The organism is Enterococcus sp. AZ126, from assembly GCF_051714545.1.
Classification (GTDB): domain Bacteria; phylum Bacillota; class Bacilli; order Lactobacillales; family Enterococcaceae; genus Enterococcus_L.
Window position 1 is genome coordinate 451609 of sequence record NZ_JBIOSB010000001.1, and the last position, 17690, is coordinate 469298.

19 protein-coding genes, 1 other RNA gene and 1 other annotated feature are annotated in these 17690 nt (G+C 34.1%); of the genes, 4 read left to right on the forward strand and 16 right to left on the reverse strand.

All coding sequences use genetic code 11. The features are described 5' to 3' along the window. Positions 1-170: 170 nt before the first annotated feature. Positions 171-1124: a serine hydrolase gene (locus tag IGI43_RS02170; RefSeq protein ID WP_438756184.1), complete on the forward strand. Its 954-nt coding sequence runs from the start codon at positions 171-173 to the stop codon at positions 1122-1124. Between the two features lie 47 nt (positions 1125-1171). On the opposite strand, the gene IGI43_RS02175 is transcribed toward IGI43_RS02170, so the two are convergent. The 10 genes from IGI43_RS02175 to IGI43_RS02220 form a co-directional block, all read right to left on the reverse strand. Beyond that, positions 1172-1807, reverse strand: a complete 636-nt coding sequence (locus tag IGI43_RS02175) for a V-type ATP synthase subunit D (RefSeq protein WP_438756185.1) — start codon at positions 1805-1807, stop codon at positions 1172-1174. A 6-nt stretch (positions 1808-1813) separates the two neighbouring features. Continuing rightward, on the reverse strand, positions 1814-3190 hold the full coding sequence (locus tag IGI43_RS02180) for a V-type ATP synthase subunit B (RefSeq protein WP_438756186.1): 1377 nt from the start codon (positions 3188-3190) through the stop codon (positions 1814-1816). After that, positions 3183-4964 (reverse strand): V-type ATP synthase subunit A, encoded by a 1782-nt coding sequence (locus IGI43_RS02185; RefSeq protein WP_438756187.1) that lies wholly within the window; start codon positions 4962-4964, stop codon positions 3183-3185. Before IGI43_RS02185 ends, IGI43_RS02180 begins: the two co-directional genes overlap by 8 nt. Before the next feature lie 203 nt (positions 4965-5167). Beyond that, positions 5168-5479: a V-type ATP synthase subunit F gene (locus IGI43_RS02190; RefSeq protein ID WP_438756188.1), complete on the reverse strand. Its 312-nt coding sequence runs from the start codon at positions 5477-5479 to the stop codon at positions 5168-5170. Further along, positions 5469-6470: a V-type ATPase subunit gene (locus IGI43_RS02195; RefSeq protein WP_438756189.1), complete on the reverse strand. Its 1002-nt coding sequence runs from the start codon at positions 6468-6470 to the stop codon at positions 5469-5471. The genes IGI43_RS02190 and IGI43_RS02195 overlap by 11 nt, the downstream gene beginning before the upstream one ends. An 86-nt stretch (positions 6471-6556) precedes the next feature. Beyond that, complete coding sequence (locus IGI43_RS02200) at positions 6557-7138, reverse strand: hypothetical protein (RefSeq protein WP_438756190.1); 582 nt, start codon at positions 7136-7138, stop codon at positions 6557-6559. 13 nt (positions 7139-7151) lie between these two features. After that, complete coding sequence (locus IGI43_RS02205; RefSeq protein ID WP_438756191.1) at positions 7152-7625, reverse strand: V-type ATP synthase subunit K; 474 nt, start codon at positions 7623-7625, stop codon at positions 7152-7154. Between the two features lie 15 nt (positions 7626-7640). Then, positions 7641-9644, reverse strand: coding sequence for a V-type ATP synthase subunit I (locus tag IGI43_RS02210; protein ID WP_438756192.1), 2004 nt, complete (start codon positions 9642-9644; stop codon positions 7641-7643). Further along, complete coding sequence (locus tag IGI43_RS02215) at positions 9631-9957, reverse strand: hypothetical protein (protein ID WP_438756193.1); 327 nt, start codon at positions 9955-9957, stop codon at positions 9631-9633. The genes IGI43_RS02210 and IGI43_RS02215 overlap by 14 nt, the downstream gene beginning before the upstream one ends. A 167-nt stretch (positions 9958-10124) precedes the next feature. Beyond that, positions 10125-10172 (reverse strand) — a sequence feature (sodium ion sensor (DUF1646 type); this cis-regulatory element may regulate processes involved in with the transportation of sodium ions). 78 nt (positions 10173-10250) lie between these two features. Then, positions 10251-10568, reverse strand: a complete 318-nt coding sequence (locus tag IGI43_RS02220) for a hypothetical protein (RefSeq protein WP_438756194.1) — start codon at positions 10566-10568, stop codon at positions 10251-10253. A gap of 217 nt (positions 10569-10785) precedes the next feature. Here IGI43_RS02220 and IGI43_RS02225 point away from each other — a divergent pair, with 217 nt between their 5' ends. After that, positions 10786-11112 (forward strand): hypothetical protein, encoded by a 327-nt coding sequence (locus IGI43_RS02225; protein WP_438756195.1) that lies wholly within the window; start codon positions 10786-10788, stop codon positions 11110-11112. A 474-nt stretch (positions 11113-11586) separates the two neighbouring features. After that, a complete protein-coding gene (locus IGI43_RS02230; protein ID WP_438756196.1) occupies positions 11587-12501 on the forward strand; it encodes a helix-turn-helix domain-containing protein in 915 nt (304 codons plus the stop codon). A gap of 325 nt (positions 12502-12826) precedes the next feature. On the opposite strand, the gene IGI43_RS02235 is transcribed toward IGI43_RS02230, so the two are convergent. Then, positions 12827-12991, reverse strand: coding sequence for a hypothetical protein (locus tag IGI43_RS02235; RefSeq protein ID WP_438756197.1), 165 nt, complete (start codon positions 12989-12991; stop codon positions 12827-12829). A 251-nt stretch (positions 12992-13242) separates the two neighbouring features. After that, the gene (locus IGI43_RS02240) at positions 13243-13644 is read right to left on the reverse strand and encodes a hypothetical protein (RefSeq protein ID WP_438756198.1); all 402 of its coding nucleotides are present in this window, start codon (positions 13642-13644) and stop codon (positions 13243-13245) included. A gap of 452 nt (positions 13645-14096) precedes the next feature. Between IGI43_RS02240 and IGI43_RS02245 the strand changes: the two genes are divergently transcribed. Continuing rightward, entirely contained in the window at positions 14097-14480 is a 384-nt protein-coding gene (locus IGI43_RS02245; protein ID WP_438756199.1) for a DUF1093 domain-containing protein, read from the forward strand. 727 nt (positions 14481-15207) lie between these two features. Here the strand turns inward: IGI43_RS02245 and ssrA are convergent. The 4 genes from ssrA to IGI43_RS02265 all read right to left on the reverse strand — a co-directional run bounded on the left by ssrA (position 15208) and on the right by IGI43_RS02265 (position 17176). Next, positions 15208-15575, reverse strand: a transfer-messenger RNA (tmRNA) gene (gene ssrA, locus IGI43_RS02250). Between the two features lie 138 nt (positions 15576-15713). Then, positions 15714-16040 (reverse strand): DMT family transporter, encoded by a 327-nt coding sequence (locus IGI43_RS02255; RefSeq protein ID WP_438756200.1) that lies wholly within the window; start codon positions 16038-16040, stop codon positions 15714-15716. 158 nt (positions 16041-16198) lie between these two features. After that, positions 16199-16621, reverse strand: a complete 423-nt coding sequence (locus IGI43_RS02260) for a VOC family protein (RefSeq protein ID WP_438756201.1) — start codon at positions 16619-16621, stop codon at positions 16199-16201. Between the two features lie 78 nt (positions 16622-16699). Then, complete coding sequence (locus tag IGI43_RS02265) at positions 16700-17176, reverse strand: GAF domain-containing protein (protein ID WP_438756202.1); 477 nt, start codon at positions 17174-17176, stop codon at positions 16700-16702. Between the last annotated feature and the right edge of the window lie 514 nt (positions 17177-17690).

Below are 17690 nucleotides of genomic sequence, written 5' to 3' on the forward strand. Positions count from 1 at the left end.
CATAGTTTTCACTGCTTGATACCCATTAACCAGCATAATGCACCTTGCAAATCTATAGAAAAAGTGATTAAATGGTTGTGGTCATAGATTTAAATTAATTCATTTACATGCTATAATTATGCTTTGATATGATCATGATATTTTTGATTTTTGAAAGGAACGAACGTTATTTGGAAAAAAAGAAAATGACTCTATATGGGATGATTTTCTCTATTTGTTTCTTTTTGATCGTTTCCTTCTTTTTTTCTACTCATACTGTAGATTACGCAAACGAAACTGAAACGAGTGAAGAAATGAATGTTCCAACAAAAAAATCCACAAATTCAGCTAAAGATCTTGAGCCAAAAAAACAAGAAAGTCCCGAACAGAAGGTCTTTTACGATAAAATCGAACAAACAATGACTGAGACAGCAAAGTCTTTTAAAGGTGACGTTGGGATGACCTATGTGGATTTAAACACTGGAAAACAAATTTCGGTGAATGGGACAAAAGAATTCTATAGCGCCAGCACAATCAAGGTTCCTTTAGCTATGATGATTGCAGACAAAGTTCAAGCTGGTAGTTTAAAATGGGATGATCAACTTACATTTAACGAAAAAGAAGATTATGAAGAAGGCACTGGAATCATCATCAATAATATTGAGCCAACATACTCAGTCAGAACCTTGCAGGAATATAGCATCACTTATTCAGATAATATCGCAAAAAATATGTTGTATGGTACGTTTGGCGGAGATGTTGCGGCAAAGAAAGCTCTTTATGCCCATTTCTTACAGAAAGAAACAGAATGGGACGATGCAAAATTTACTTCTGAGGATGCTGCAAAAATTCTCACTATTTTATACGAAGAAAAAGCATCAAACCAAGAATATCAAACGATTTATGATTATATGAAACGGACCGTTTTCCATGAACGAATGGATACACCAACAACATCTGGAAAAGTTGCACATAAAATTGGCTCCTATGCTGGTTTCTTGCATGACATTGGCATCTTAGAAACTGAGCATCCTTTTATTTTGACCGTTTTTACAAATGGACAAACGGATGCAGGAATTTCATTTATTTCAATGATTACAGATCAATTATGGGCTATACAAAGTAGTGAATATCCAAAAAAATAGAGAAGAGTTGCCGTATTAACGGTACCTCTTCTCTATTTTTATCTTTATCAGGTATGACTGCCTCTATTTTTAATCTTAATCAAACGAGTGATGTCACTGCGTTCATTTTCTTCTAATTTCATCTGGATATAATAAATCGTTTCTTCTAATTGCGGAATCGTCATATATTCTAACGCATTCACACGACGACGTGTCTTCTCAATTTCTGCAGCCATTAATTGACAGGTTTTTTCAACTTCTGCTAATTCCAATAATGTTGGCAAAATTGTTGAGATTTTATCAAAAGCACTGTCAAGTTCTGCATTTGAATTTAGATACCCATAATTTAGTGGTGCTTCGACTATTGTTTCATCATAATGGAAATTCATGATGGGCACAGTCACATTCATCCTATTTTTTTCAATCACATCAAGGGTGACCTCATCTGCTGGAATAGCCACTAATTCTTCAATAAAGACTTCATTTAGGGTTGCATTTGCCAATACAAAATCAGCTAAAGCTATTGTTAATTCTTGTTCTACCTCGATCCGAAGTTGATTATTCTTTTTGATCAGTCTGATAAATCGACGCATTAATTCATCCTGCTTGTCCTTTAATAATTTATGTCCCCGGGTTGCGGTTCCAAGCTGTTTTTTTAACCGAGAAAGTTCCATTCGAGTAGGATTGACGTTTAACCGTGCCATATTCGATCACGCTCCTTCGGTCAAATATTGATCCAGCAACTCATCTTTGATTCGTTTTAATTCAGTTCTTGGTAGCATCGATAACAGTTCCCAGCCTAAATCTACTGTTTCATTGATAGTACGATTCGTGTAAAACCCTTGATTGACATACTCTTTTTCAAAACGCTCCGCAAATTCCGCATAGATTTTATCTACTTCTGATAATGCGGATTCACCAAGTACCACAGCTAATTCTTTCGCTTGTTTTCCTTGGGCATATGCTGCGAATAATTGATTCATTGTTGGAGCATGGTCATTTCTTGTTTTTCCTTCACCGGTACCTTTATCTTTCAAACGAGACAATGAAGGTAATACATCGATTGGCGGCTGAATCCCGCTTTTATAAAGTTCTCTAGATAAAATGATTTGTCCTTCGGTAATATAACCTGTGAGATCAGGAATTGGATGGGTTTTGTCGTCTTCTGGCATTGTTAATATTGGAATCTGAGTTACAGAGCCTTTCAATCCACGAATCCGTCCAGCACGCTCATATAACGTCGCCAAATTAGTATACAAATAGCCGGGATAGCCGCGACGACCAGGTACTTCACGACGTGCTGCTGAGATTTCGCGTAAGGCTTCGCAGTAATTGGTCATATCTGTCATGATCACTAGGACATGCATGCCTTTTTCATAGGCTAAATATTCTGCTGCTGTCAGTGCCATTTTTGGTGTAGCAATTCGTTCGATCGCTGGATCATTGGCTAAATTCATAAACATCACAGAACGATCGATGGCTCCAGTTTGGCGGAAATCTTCCATGAAAAATTCAGCCTCTTCAAAAGTGATCCCAATTGCCGCAAACACGACCGCAAATTCGTCATCGCTATTTAAAACATTCGCCTGACGCGCGATTTGGGCGGCTAATTCTTTATGTGGCAAACCAGAGCCTGAAAATACTGGTAATTTTTGTCCACGAACCAACGTATTTAAATGATCGATTGTTGAAATACCAGTTTGAATAAACTCATCTGGATAATCTCTAGCAACAGGATTGATAACTTCTCCATTGATGTCGATCATTTTTTCTGACAAAATTTCAGGACCATTGTCTTTTGGTCGACCCAATCCATCAAAAATTCGTCCAACCATATCCTCTGACACACCTAATTCCAGCGGATGACCTAAAAAACGAACTTTTGAATCACGAAGATTGATACCGCTCGTTCCTTCAAAAATCTGAACCATCGCTTTGTCACCATCGATTTCAAGGACCTGACCACGACGAATTTCACCATTTTGCATACGAATTTCAATTAATTCTTCGTATTTCACACCTTCTACTTTTTCAACGATCATCAAAGGACCGACAACTTCATTAATCGTACGATACTCTTTAATCATAAGTCATCCCTCCATCTGCGATCACTTGCTTTAGCGTTTGTTTTATTTCATCAACTAATGCATCTAATTGTTCAATCTGATTTTCGGGTAAATATTTACTTCTAGCAATCAACTCTCTTACCTTTATGGTTCCAGCCATAATTTCAGATAAATAGGCCCCTAAATTTAGTGCAGCATGTCCTTCATTATAGAAAGTTAAAATCAATCGAAGCATCTTGTATTGTTTTTCTCTTGAAGTAAATGTATCAACATCATCAAACGCATTTTGCTGTAAATAATCTTCACGAATCGATTTAGCAACTTCTAAAGTCAAACGGTCTTTGTCAGATAACGAATCGATTCCAACTAAGCGAACAATTTCATCTAGTTGTGATTCTTCTTGTAAAATACGCATGCTTTCTTTTATCATTTCAGACCATTCAACTTGAAGGTATTGATCTAAATACTTTCCAACTTCTGAATCGTAAAGTGAATAACTGTGTAGCCAATTAATTGATGGAAAGTGACGTTTTTGCGCCAAAGTTGCTTCTAAGCCCCAGAATACTTTTACGACGCGTAATGTATTTTGAGTGACTGGTTCAGAAACATCCCCACCAGATGGTGAAACGGCACTAATCGCTGTAATACTTCCTTCACGCTGGTCTTTACCTAATGCCACAACTTGTCCAGCCCGTTCATAATATTCCGCTAAACGGCTTCCCAAGTAGGCTGGATATCCTTCATCTCCTGGCATTTCTTCCAAACGTCCGCTCATTTCACGCAATGCTTCAGCCCAACGAGAAGTCGAGTCTGCCATAATTGCAATAGAATAGCCCATATCTCGAAAATATTCAGCAATCGTAATTCCTGTATAAATAGAAGCCTCACGAGCTGCCACAGGCATATTAGATGTATTTGCGATCAAAACAGTACGCTCCATCACAGATTCTCCCGTACTTGGATCGATCAACTCCGGAAATTCATTTAATACATCGGTCATTTCGTTCCCACGCTCACCACATCCTACATAAACCACCAAATCTACATCTGCCCATTTTGCGATTTGATGTTGCACGACTGTTTTACCTGCACCAAATGGACCTGGAACAGCAGCTGCTCCTCCTTTTGTTACTGGAAAAAAAGTATCAATAACGCGTTGTCCGGTAAGCAAAGGAACACTTGGATTCAATTTTTCTATAATTGGACGACTACGTCGCACTGGCCATTTTTGCATCATTGTAAATTCTTTTTCCCCTGTCGTTGTTTCGATCATATAAATCGTTTCTTCAATCGTGAACTCACCAGATTTGACTTCTTTTACAACACCGCTGACTCCAAAAGGGACCATGATTTTATGCGCAATCATTTTTGTCTCTTGAACAAATCCAATGATATCTCCCGCTGAAACTTCTTCTCCTAAAGAGATGGATGGTTCAAATAACCATTTTTTTCTTCTATCTAAGGCAGGAATCTGAACACCTCTGCTTAAAAAGTTGCTTTTCGTTACTTCAGCAAATGTGTCTAAAGGGCGCTGGATCCCATCAAACATCTCTGAGATCAATCCTGGTGCCAATTCAACTGACAAAGCCTCTCCTGTTGTAACGACAGGCTCTAAAGGGCCGATCCCTGTTGTCTCTTCATATACTTGAATCGATGCGACATCTCCTCGCATCTCAATAATTTCTCCTATAACACCCAATTCCCCTACACGACAAATATCCTGAATACTTGCATCAGACATATTCTCCGCCATAACTAAAGGACCGGATACTTTAACAATTCTACCAGTTTGCAAAATCATTCCTCCTATTCAGAAAAGCTGAGCAGGCTTGTTCAGCTCCGACTGAAAAATAGGAAAATAGGACTGAGGCGCTTTTTGCCTTATTCATATTTTATCTTTTTTCAGTCGGAGCTAGCCTGCAAAGCTAGATCAATATAAAGCTGAGCAACCTCACCCAGTACTGTCAAACATAGAGCCGAACAAAACTATCCAACCTTCTACAATATATTCTGTCCAACCGCTCTTTCAACATTATCTTGAATTTCCTTCAAACCAATCCCTTTTGTTCCATTATGACTTGGTATCAGAATAATCGCTGGTGTAACGTCGCTTTTGTAACGATCAATCGTTTCTATAGACAATTCAGAGGCCTCTTCAGTAATAAAAATAACCCCAAAATTATGTTTTGCCATTGATTCAATCGTTTTTCTCACTTGATTCGACTCAACTGCATACACAACTTCAAAACCAAAAAGTTTAAATGGCATCACGGAATCTTTAGCGCCGATTACACCAATTTTATGCGCCATTTGTCATTCGCATCCTTTCTCTTACAACTTCAACTGGAAAATTGCTTCGTTTGCCAACTAAAATCAAACGTAAATTCTTCCATTCCACTTCTTTTGCATGTAAAAAAGCAAGCAATGGTAACGGTCCAAAAGCCATGATTTTTGCTTTATCATATAAGCTTGTCAAATAGTCATCTTTTACTTTTTCAAATGCGACTAAATCTAATTCTTTCGTTTCAGATGATACAATAGGCACTAAAAGTTTAGCGTACGCTGTACTAAGAATAAAATCCGTAAATTGCACAAGTGATTGTTCGGCATATGCTAAAAATCTTGCTTTAGAAATGCTCCCTGCGCTGGACAGTACAGTTGATAAAAAATTTTCCTGCTGCCCTTGTCTGATCCCTCTAGCCATTATAGAAATATTCGTTAGATCGATAAATGCCACGACTTCAGCCAAGATGTCTTTGTCACCTAGTGTCTCAGCTAATTGGCGTTGAAATCTCAAGAAATTCCGATCATAAATAATATCTATTGCTTGAAGTGTGGAGGCTTCTTGAAAATAATTCAATACTTCTAAAATCGCATTCATCAGTTCTTCTGGTAATTCTGTGGAAACACGGGTACGGATTGCACTTTTTACTGTTTCGATCGAATAACGTCCATCCTCGATAAATAAATAATCCAAATCTTTTCCTATCAATTCAGCTTTTGTTAGAACTTTTAAGTTATGAAAAGTCGCTCTAGAAGTATAGATTGTAATCACTTCTGGCTCTGGTGCCATTTCGTATAGCCATCCATATAACTTTCCGTTTTCTTTTGAATAAATAAAGTCAAATCTTTCAGCAAAATCTGATGTCAGGTATGTTCCATAAACCGTACTTTTTAAACTATCTTTTACTTCTTCCATGCTGTTTGCGTTTAATAATCGTTCATAATGCGCATTAGTCAAAAGCTCTGTTTCTTTAAGGCGAACCAAAGGATTGATTTGATTATAAACAGTCTCTTTCATTATGATCCTCCTACTCTAATAACTATGAATGAAATCAATACATAGCTAGATAATATATAGCCTTAAAAACTTCTTAGACATACGTGTTATTGAAACAGCAATTCTGCTATTTTGAAACTTTCCTTTTTTCTTATTTCTTGAACCAGACTTATAAATAAGAAATTATATTCGATACCATCTTTTGCAACAATAAATCCACCAGTATTTGGAATAACAGTCGTTTCAACGTTCAATGTCAATTTGCCATTAGATTGTTCTACTAACCATTGTTCAGATAATTTTCCCTTTGAAAACGCACCTAATTTTAAATACGCTTCTCCTTCAACTGGTAAGTGCGAAATAATTTGTTCAGCAAATGTTTGAAACTCTGCTTCTGTCCAGTGATTCATTCGCTCAACTGATTCTAAAAAGAGTTTTTCTAAATAGTCTTGTTTTTTATTCAAGGTCGCTTGTTTGATTTCTAATTGTTGGCGATTTTCTTTTTGCTTGTACGATTTATTTAATTGGTCTTCATTTTTTTCAATACACTTACTTTCTTGCAAATACAGCAACTCTTCTCTCTCTTGATACTCACGGTCAATTCGATCCGTTTCAATTTTTTTGAACGTTGAAATTTCTATTCGACCTTTTTCTAGAATCTGTTCGACAATTTTTTCGATCGCATCCATCGTTTTCCTCCTATTACTTCACATTTAGTACAAGTAAGAATGAGATAACAAATCCAAGAATGGCATATGTTTCAACCATGGCAGCGTAAATGATCCCTTTCGTTGCATGCTCAGGCTTTTTTGCTAAAATTTGGATCCCAGCTGCAGCCACACGCCCTTGAGCGATTCCAGAAAATAATCCAGCAAACGCAATCGGTAATGATGCAACAAAATAATCCAGTCCTTGAACCATCGTCATATCATTAGCCAAATTGATAAAAATCAAAAAGGCGATAACAAATCCATATAATCCTTGCGTTCCTGGCAACAATTGTAAAATCAGTGCTTGACCAAATTTTTCAGGTTGCTCCGTTGTTAAGGCTGCTGCCGCTTCCCCTGTAAATCCAACTCCTTTGGCCGAACCAATTCCAGCTAAAATCGTTGCTATCGCCATTCCTAAAACTGCGAATAAAATTCCACCATTGTTATGAATCAAGTAATCTATCATACTTTTATTCCTCCATTATTCTTTTGCTTTTGAATTTTTTTCAATATTCATATACTTCTCTTCTGTTTTTAACGGCTTGAAGGCACGACCACCACCTGTATAAAATTTTCCAAAAAACTCTACATACTGTAGACGCGCTCCATGAACATAAGCACTTAACAAGCTTAAAAAAAGATTCAACGCATGCAACGCGATGATTAATATTATTCCAACTGTGAAACGAGCCATTGGAGGCATAAATTCTACCAACATATTAAACGCAGCCGCAATACTTCCACCTGAAATCCCAAGCGCCATCAGTCGCGTATAACTGACTAAATCACCAATATAGCCTGTTAAACCGTATAAGCCATAAAGTCCTTTAGCCAATCCTTTGACTTTTGATTTTGACTGGATAATCGGTACAGTAATGATTGATAATGCTGAAATGCTAGCGACAACCAGTCCAAGTATCACTAACTCATTACTAACGAAAATCAACATCCCTAAAACCACAATCAAAATACCTACAAGTAATCCTTGCCAAGCAAAACTTTCGCCTATACTATCCAAATAACGTTTTTGTTTCGTTAATACAATCCCATTGACCATCAATCCAGTCAGCAATTGAATAAAACCGAAAAGAACAGATAGAATCAAAATCGTATTCACATCTTCACTCGTTGATAAAATGGGAAACGGTAATGTTAAACCAAATAATACTTTTGGCAAAGCAGCACCAAAAAATGACCCATAAATAAATCCCCAAACAATCGTTGGAAATGATACTACTAGGAAAAAATCTGCAAAACGTTTCATTCCTCGTGGTAAAACTATGAACTTCAGTGAAAAAAAAGCACCCAACAACATCAATAGACCATACCCGATATCTGCCACCATCATACCGAAAAATACCATATAAAATGGCGTCATGATTGGTGTTGGATCGATCTCATCATAATTTGGCAGACTATACATTTCAGTCAACATTTCAAACGGTGCGACCAAAGAATTATTTTTCAATTTAACTGGAATATCCGCTTGGATCTCATCATCGGTTGGTTCATCAAAAGATATATATACCTCATCCTGGGGTAGTACATCCAATAAAATTGATGATAACTCCTCTTTCTCATCAATGGGGATCCAGCCTTGTAAAATAAAAAAATACGAAGTATTCAATAAATGTTTTTTGGCTTCTTCTCTATGAAGATAAGCATAGGTCATCTCTTCTGCCAGATATAATTCTTCCAAACAATCACGATAAGAAGCTAATTTTTTTTTAACTTGTTTTTCTTCCTCAATAAGTGAAAGTCGTTCCTCTTTATTTTTTTGATAGGCCTCTTTCGGTAAATTATCGTATGGATAATCAAATAGATTAAAACTATATTTAGCCATAATACGATCCAACTCTTTTGATTGACTCTTCAAATAAATCAAGCTGTAATAGAGATGATTTTGACTTTGATAAATTTCTTCTACATAAATAGATAAAGCTTTATCTATTTCCGAAAGAAAGTCTGTTTGATTAACTGAACTGATTGATCCCAATAGTATATCGGTATATTCTAGATCATGCTTTTTTGGAATAATATCTAAATACTGCCAACGAGCCAACCATTTTTCTTTTAACAACAACTCTTTTCTTGTTGTCTCAATAATCCTTAATTTACTTTTCAGTGACATTATTTCCTTGAGATACTCACTTATCTTTTGCTCATCAAACGTCTTTTCCAAAGAATATAATGTACGAATTTGCCTTTTAATTGGTTTCTTTTTCGATGATTTTTCTGAAAAACGTTCAATAAATGTCAATCCGTCCTGTATCTCTGTCAGCATTGACTGATAATGTTTTTTCTTTAGTTCGTCTCCTACTAATAATGTTGCGGCAAAATGGTTTTCTATATAAGAACTGTCTACATTTGAAAGAGAAAAATCTTTGACTTCGATCGCTTGCATTCCTTGAATTGCCTGAAGGATATCTTCTTCTTTTTCGGCTGCAGCAATAATCGTCATCTTGTCCATTTTATTGACCGCCATAGATTTTTTTCACCCTTTCTATTACGTAATCAATCAGAGATTCGTGGTTTTTTTCATATTTTTCTTTGAACTCTTGATCTTGTTCTTTCGCTTCGCTTAGTAGAACATCTTTTTCTCTTTGAAGCTGTTCATTTTTTTGTGTTTCTAACTTTTGAAGTAAAACATTGACTTTGTCTTGACTGTCTTCTTGCTTCTTTTTGAATTCAATTGCTTTGTTTTTTTCATACGTGCTAATTTCTTTTTCTGCTATTTGTCTCATCTTTTTAATAGACGCTTCCGCTTCGCGAATTTTATCTAATGCTTCTAAAACCATTTTTTCACCCCTATCCTATAATGAACAACTCTTTATTCTTATTTATTGAACTTACTATTTCTTTACAATCTAAAAAGGAATAACTCGTGCTTTTAAATACTAAAAACACAACTTATTCCCTTAGTCTTTGTTTAGAACGTAAAAAAGGGCGTAAGTTCAAAAAATCGTTCTTCTCACCCCTTGAAGAACATGATCCTTGAAGCTTGCGCCCAACCATTTTTATTAATATACGCTTATCTTAGCAAAAAAAATTCGCAATTACAACTACTTTACAAGTACGCTTTATCTACACACTACAAAAAGAACGCTTCTAAGTCATAAGGAGAATGACTAATTCGTTCGACGATCGTCTCTTTCCAAACATCAGTAAACCAGTCATATTGGATTTGATTGATGATGCTTTTTTTCAATGCATCGTTCATTGTCTCACTATCGATCTCACCTTCATAAAAAGAGCCTAACATCGTGAACATTTTGGTATTATTATGTTGTTGAAAACGATAAATACGCCCTTTTTCTATGTAATAAAACCAGTGATTGATAATGACCGCAAATCGATTTTCTTTATCGTCAAGCAATGTCACAAACATTTTTTTAGTGATTTTTTCCATGTTATTTACTCCTTTGATTTCTCCAGTTAGTCTATCCCATCAACTTATTTGTAAAAAGACGATCGACTATTTCATTCCAAGTTGTTTCTATCGCTTTTCAATTGATTCACTATCGATCATATAAAATAATTTTTAACCAAACTTTGTGTTTGAAATTCAATACCATTTGGTATAATAGATACATAAGGATACTATATTGAACAACTGGAGGATAAAAATGACCCAAAAATTAATCAAAATAACCACAACATTCCACAATACATGGTTGATTGATCTGAAAAAAGATAGTTTTTCTAAAGAAAATAATATTTTATTCGGTGATACACTCAGACTTTCTATTTCTAAAAACGATTCCTATTATTTTTCAGAGTCAGTTCCTTTAACGTATGACAAAGAAATTTTGTCCAAAGAACAACCCACTGAAAGTGAAATTAATTTTTTTAATTATATGAAAAAGGTTGAAGAAAAGACGTTTTCAAAATCATTGGCAGCTAAGTATACGATAGATCAATATGTAATCTCTGAACAAATAGTGAGTATTTAAAAGAAAATCGTTTAAAATAAAAAAAATAACAGCCTCTGATTTACTTCATTCAACAGGAAAAGTAAATCAGAAGCCATTATTTTGCACTTTTTTTGTTACGCACTTTTTACTAATACATTTTAGTTTTTTTTTAGTTAAATTGTTTGTTTACAAAACGTTTTTGATAACTTGAATAAAATAAATTTAGATAAGTTTTAGACTCCTCCAGTAACTACATATACAGAAATAACACTTGTGATAACAGCTATTAATGAAATCATCAACACACCTCCACTCACTTTTTCTAGAAATCAACGTCTGAAAACAAATAATTTTCCTTAGGTAAAGAATAACAAACAGCTCTTGAAAAATAAAGTAGAAAATCAAAAAGTGCGAAATTAGCATAAAATCCCAATCTATTATTAATTTTTTTCTTAAAAACAGGAATTTCCAATCAATTATATGCTATAATCGCAAAAGAAGGGAGAGAAACTCTTGAATATCATAGAAACTTTACGTTTTTTTAGACTTAAATTGAAATTACCTCAAAGAGAAATGATGTCTGAATACACAGATCCTTCCACTTATTCGAAAATTGAAAGTGGTAAACGCTCTCTTAAGGTGAATGAACTAGAAGAAATATTAAATCAAACATCCATTAGTGTCGAAGAATTTTTTAGTTTTACAACATTTGATAAACACCAACAAGATTTCAGAGAAACTTTTTATTATTGTGGTGCTCATTTAGAAAATAAGAGTACAAAACAAAAGCTACTTAACTATTATTATTCATTAAAAGAAAAAGAGAAAAAAACATTGCGCGAGGTGTCAAATTACATTGGCATTAAAAATTTTTTCAATGCTCACTGGGAAGAAGTTGATCCTGTGACTTTTAAAGAAATAAATGATATTTTTGAAGACTTAATGAACAAGTCTTTCTATATTCAATATGACTATATTATCACGGCAAATTTAACTCGTTTTTTTAATGCCAAACAAGCTGATTTAATCCTTGCTAGGATGTTCCCTATTAAATACGAAGAACAACGTGATTTTACTACAAAAAAATTTGCGCATAATATTCTTATTAATTTAATTTCAATGAGATTATATGCAAAAGATTATGATAGTGCAGAAAAATATATAAAGCTTGCTAAAAAACAAGATAAGCAAAATGAAAACTACAGTTTTAAATTAAATCTTCAATATTTAACAAATATTTTAAACTATATTATTGAGGGCGAGCCTGTTTATATGGAGCGTGTTTATGATTTTATACATTTGTTAGAAAACACTGGTGACACTTTACAAGCAGAGCAAGTAAAAAAAGAAGTAAAAATGTTGACACACGAAAGAGATAGTGAAAAAATGCTAAACAGCTATGCGGTTGGTTTAATGAAAGAATCTTAATTTAGTTTTAAATCAAGCATATCCCACCTCTTTCAAGGTGGGATAAAGAGTATTAATCAAATCGAGTACAATGAAAATACTATTAGGGTATATCTATTGTACTACATGATGTATTGCATTTCAACCCTTTGGTTAATTACTGTTTTTTATTTGTTTATTCACTAATAAGCTTAATCGAGTACCATCATTCTATATAAACTCCCCTGTTCAGTGGATTTTTTTATTTCTCAGCCTATTTAATAGGTATCAATCTAAAAAAGCAAACTAGATTAAAAAAGCCCTCTAGAATCGTGAGGGCTTTTTTTGAATCATATTATTTTATTGCTCAACGGCCAGTGCTTCTTCGCTCAGCTTTTTTACGTTTTCCACGTGCGTTACTTTTTTTAACCATATCTGCTGCAATGACGGATGATAACAGTCCATCACCGACTACTTTATTTGTAACAGATTTTGCAGTTTTATATTTAACTGCTGATTTTAATAAACTCATAAGATTCACCTCATACTAGTTTTTTTGTACCTTTTGATGATACAAGAAAATTGTGAAGTTTTTTTGATTTTATTTATAAATAAATACCCAACTTTTAGACTAAGTATAAATTGAATGATGATTAGAATTCTTTAATATGTTAGAGAGGATGATTTTTAATGCGAACACTGTTTCAGGCTTGCTCTTGATTACTCTCATCCATGACTCCTCCGAACAAAAAGACCACTCGATACGTAATCTTCTATTACTTCTTAATTGTAATATAAACCTAAATTTACAATATCATCCATTCTAGTTTTAAGCGTTGTAAACTTAATTAATTTAACATTATCATTTCGAATCGCTTTTCTAACAATATCAATTTCATTTTGCAGTTCACTGTAATTTTCGGTATTTTCTATAGTAAAAATACCTTTTAGATTAATGGTTCGAATATTCGCTTCGTTCGTTCCAATCGATGCAGTCACACTTGCTTTAGAACTATGAGTGATGTTTTCTAGTATCAACGAATCATTCGAAACTAAAAAAAACAACGACTTATACCCTTCTCTATGAAAAATAATTGAAAATTTAACTGTAAAAGGAAACCCCTCCTTGTCATTCGTTACCACATTATAACTCAAAGCTTTTTCTAGGACTTTTTCATATTCCAAATAAAACGACTCCTTACTTTTACTAAGTTATATTTATTATACTTCAATTTTATGCGAACACACTATAAAAAGTCCCCGCCTAATCAATGATGTTGACCAGATTCATCTTCCTTGATTGCTAAACCTCTATCCATTCAGACTGAATAAGTACATTCACCAGACACATAAGAATCTTCGTCCGCTTCACTCAAAACTTGAGTAATTCAGTCATTTAAATCGTATTGACTGTGTGGATATCATGGCTTTTCCTCACCTTGTTTGATCTGTTTATCCGTTTTATAATAATTTCTTAGACTATCTTTGATGCGGTTAGACATTGGTGCACCCAATCCTCTATTTTCACTAAATTTGTATTACAATATTGTTATTCACTATTACAAATTTCGATGGATATATTTACTAAGTATTTGTTATTATCTATTTAAATAAAAAATTAAACGGAGGATATTAAAATGAAATTTCTTAAATTTATAATATTAATCTTATTTGTTGCTGGTGGTTTTTTTGCTTTCTATTATTCCCAAACATATGTTGGTTCCGTAGCCTACGCTAAAACGCCTTCTGAAGTTCCTGAAATGAAACCTACTATAGACATGGACGGTAAAATGATTAATGGGCTATACTCCTACAATTACAAATTAACTTTTGTATCACCAAACGGCCACAAAGATGTACGTGACGTAGAAATCTCTAGCGAAAAACCGACTCCTTTACAACCAAACTCTTATGTTAAAGCAAAATTAAGTAAAAAAAGAGTAACTGAAGGTCCTACAAGTATTGACGAATCCTCAATTCCTAAAAAAACTTTGGATAAATTACAATCACTAAACGACTAGCTAACTAATCGTTATATGTTACTCCGTAAAATAAAATTAATTCACTCACTACTTAAATATAAAAAATAGACAGTAAAAGCGCTGTGCAAACTTCTGTACGTTAACGTTTCTACTGTCTGGCGGGATTAAAAAAACTATAATGACAAGCTCAAAGTAGTCTAAAAATATCTTTAAATATAGATAATTCTAAATAACTAATGTATCGTATAGATTGGTAGAACTGTTACTAAAAGTTACTTAACATCGATAATTTCTACTCACTCTGCTAAAATTCATCCGTTCATTACAACTGCTTGGCACATATACGATAACTTTTGTTGTCTAATACCTTTAAATCACTTAAATAATAGTCTGTGACTTATAGTGAGCAACAGTGAAGGCTTCTCTAGTATCTTATTATCTGTTTGATCGGTAAATACTAATTGATCTTTAAATATCTTGCAAGTCAACCATATTTCACCACATCTGGAGAATAATAGCTTATTCCGCTTTTTCGGGAAAACCTATAAACTAAACATCTGTTCAATTCTGGATACATTCTTTCAACGCTTACCAAAGGAAAGTTGATGAATTAAACTGTTCAGTTGCAACAGTTAATATCTTATTCCACTTTTTATGAGTAACTAATCTAAATCTGCATCAATCTCTACATCAGCAAAAAAAAGACAGTAGAAACACTGTACAAACCTTTGTACATTAACGTTTCTACTGTCTGTCTCCATAAAAATTATGGAGACGGCGGGAGTCGAACCCGCGTCCAAACACATTGTCACTTAAACTTCTACGCTCATAGTCATACTATTTTGAGGCTTCGCTGAAATTCATGCCGCATAACAGGCCCGAACTCTCGCTAGTCTGATGATCTCTTCTAAATTTTACAGACGGAAAAATTTAGCGTATCCCACTTAATTTGAGACCCTTACTCGAGCACATGGGCGATGCCGAGAGGATCTTCACCCGCTGTTTTTACGCAGCTAAAGCGAAAGTATTGTTTTCGTTTTTAGCAGTTATATTTAACTGTAACGTTTTTACGTAGACGTAACCTACGAAACGCGATTCAAGCTCAACTATGCCTGTCGAATCCGTAACGTCCCCGTTAAGATTAAATAGCATAATATACGCTTTTAGTAGTATAACATATTTTTCTTGATTTTCAAAGGATCAGAAGCTGATTCTTCACCTTCTTATTGTCGTTGTATAACACTGCTTAGAATGGTCCATAATTTAAAAAAATTAATGCCCTGTCCCATATGTATTCACTAAAATCGTACCAATTACAATAAAACCAATACCGATAATCGTTGGTGTATTGATTTGCTCTTTCCAATAAACAACTGAAAAAATCGTGATCAAAATAATGCCAACTGCTCCCCAAAGTGCATAAGCAACGTTTAAGGGCATATATTTTATTGCTTTAGATAAACTATAAAAACAAACAACATACGCAGCCAGACATTCCACAGAAGGTATTAATCTGCTAAATCCATCTGTTGCTTTTAATAGATTTGTCGCAATCACTTCACTTATTATAGCGATAAAAAGATATAAATAACCAATCATACTCTATCCCTCCTCCTATCATTCCTCAATTATTATATCAAAACTTTCTCTAAATGGAACGGTTGATTTTTCTATATAAATAAAAAGATCAGCAACAGATTTAATCATGTAAAATCTATTGCTGATCTCATATTCACTTTATTTATTGACACACAAAATCAAGCTTCGACATAATAATTAAGCATCCAATGTATACCAAATTTATCAACGAGCATGCCATATTTTTTAGTCCAGAATGTTTCAGCTAATGGCATCGTGACTTTTCCACCTTCAGCCAAACGATTAAAGATTCGATCAATTTTAGCTTCATCATCTGTGCTAACTACCAAAGAAACATTATTGCCTTCAACAAAAGTTACCCCCATACCATCCGGCATATCTGAAAACATGACAGGTACGCCTTCAATCGTCATTGATGCATTAATGATCAAGTCTTTCCACGATTCTGGTGTTGGATGTTCAGGAACTTCAGGCGCATCTGCAAACGTCATGACACCTTCACTTTTCACATCAAATATTGTTTCATAAAAAGCAATTGCATCAGCCGCTTGATTCTTAAAATTCAAATAGACTTCTAACATACTCTTCTTCCTTTCTATCTATTTTCTATAATTATCTCATGCTAAAAGAAATTAGGCGAAAGGAAGGCTCATAGTTCATTAAAAATCAGTATTATTTATAAGTGCTTCGGCAAATTTTTCTAAGTACTCTTGATCTACTTCATCATAGCCATGTGTGATTGCGCTATCTAAGTCTAAAACTCCAAGGAACTTTCCATCTTTGATCATTGGCACAACAATTTCAGATAGTGCAGCTGAATCACAAGAGATATAATTTTTATGATTTTTGACATCTTTAACAATCAATGTTTCGCGTTTTTTTGCAGATTCCCCACACACGCCTTTTCCCATTTGGATTCGAGTACATGAAACTTTTCCTTGAAACGGACCTAATACTAATTCTTCTCCATCAAATAAATAATAACCAGCAAAAACGGTATTAGGTAAAGCATCAGCTAAAAGCGCAGAAGAATTGGCCAAGTTAGCAATTTTATCATGTTCTATTTCAGTGATTGCGGCTTGTTGTTGCACTAATAATTGATATGTAGCAATTTTTTCTTCTTTTGTTTTCCACATTTTCCGTTCACTCTCTTTTCCATAATTTAGATGATAGCACTATTCAATATTTTTATATTATATCATAGTCTTATATTTAATAAGTTCACTTCGTTTTAGTATGAATTCTTTATAGGATACTTTGTTTTCTACATGAAATTCATACTCTTCATAACTACTTCAAATAAATTCACACTTTTTTCAAGCTTTTTTATGTTTGATTTAATCTATTAAGGTTATAGTTTAATCACAGTAAACAACAAGTAACTTTGTGGATGAACGTGGTGTTAAAACTCTTTGAGGACTAACGGATGTTTATTCTCGACCCGATGAGGTGTAGGTTCGAATCCTACCGTCCACGTATGTGCAGTCTTTGCACTTAATATACATTTATCACTAAGATGAAAGGAAGGATGTTCTATGAAAAAAGTATTCGTTACAGGAGCAACATTATCGGCAATTACACTTGCGGCGTATTCATTTTTAAAACATACACCGAAACATCAGCATGACAATGGTAAACTATGATAAAAAA

Coding starts and splice junctions, on each gene's coding strand:
- IGI43_RS02175 (WP_438756185.1), bottom strand. CDS start 1,807: ATGGCACGGTTAAACGTCAATCCTACTCGAATGGAACTTTCTCGGTTA.
- IGI43_RS02180 (WP_438756186.1), bottom strand. CDS start 3,190: ATGATTAAAGAGTATCGTACGATTAATGAAGTTGTCGGTCCTTTGATG.
- IGI43_RS02190 (WP_438756188.1), bottom strand. CDS start 5,479: ATGGCGCATAAAATTGGTGTAATCGGCGCTAAAGATTCCGTGATGCCA.
- IGI43_RS02195 (WP_438756189.1), bottom strand. CDS start 6,470: ATGAAAGAGACTGTTTATAATCAAATCAATCCTTTGGTTCGCCTTAAA.
- IGI43_RS02200 (WP_438756190.1), bottom strand. CDS start 7,138: ATGGATGCGATCGAAAAAATTGTCGAACAGATTCTAGAAAAAGGTCGA.
- IGI43_RS02205 (WP_438756191.1), bottom strand. CDS start 7,625: ATGATAGATTACTTGATTCATAACAATGGTGGAATTTTATTCGCAGTT.
- IGI43_RS02210 (WP_438756192.1), bottom strand. CDS start 9,644: ATGGCGGTCAATAAAATGGACAAGATGACGATTATTGCTGCAGCCGAA.
- IGI43_RS02215 (WP_438756193.1), bottom strand. CDS start 9,957: ATGGTTTTAGAAGCATTAGATAAAATTCGCGAAGCGGAAGCGTCTATT.
- IGI43_RS02220 (WP_438756194.1), bottom strand. CDS start 10,568: ATGGAAAAAATCACTAAAAAAATGTTTGTGACATTGCTTGACGATAAA.
- IGI43_RS02225 (WP_438756195.1), top strand. CDS start 10,786: ATGACCCAAAAATTAATCAAAATAACCACAACATTCCACAATACATGG.
- IGI43_RS02235 (WP_438756197.1), bottom strand. CDS start 12,991: ATGAGTTTATTAAAATCAGCAGTTAAATATAAAACTGCAAAATCTGTT.
- IGI43_RS02245 (WP_438756199.1), top strand. CDS start 14,097: ATGAAATTTCTTAAATTTATAATATTAATCTTATTTGTTGCTGGTGGT.
- IGI43_RS02255 (WP_438756200.1), bottom strand. CDS start 16,040: ATGATTGGTTATTTATATCTTTTTATCGCTATAATAAGTGAAGTGATT.
- IGI43_RS02260 (WP_438756201.1), bottom strand. CDS start 16,621: ATGTTAGAAGTCTATTTGAATTTTAAGAATCAAGCGGCTGATGCAATT.
- IGI43_RS02265 (WP_438756202.1), bottom strand. CDS start 17,176: ATGTGGAAAACAAAAGAAGAAAAAATTGCTACATATCAATTATTAGTG.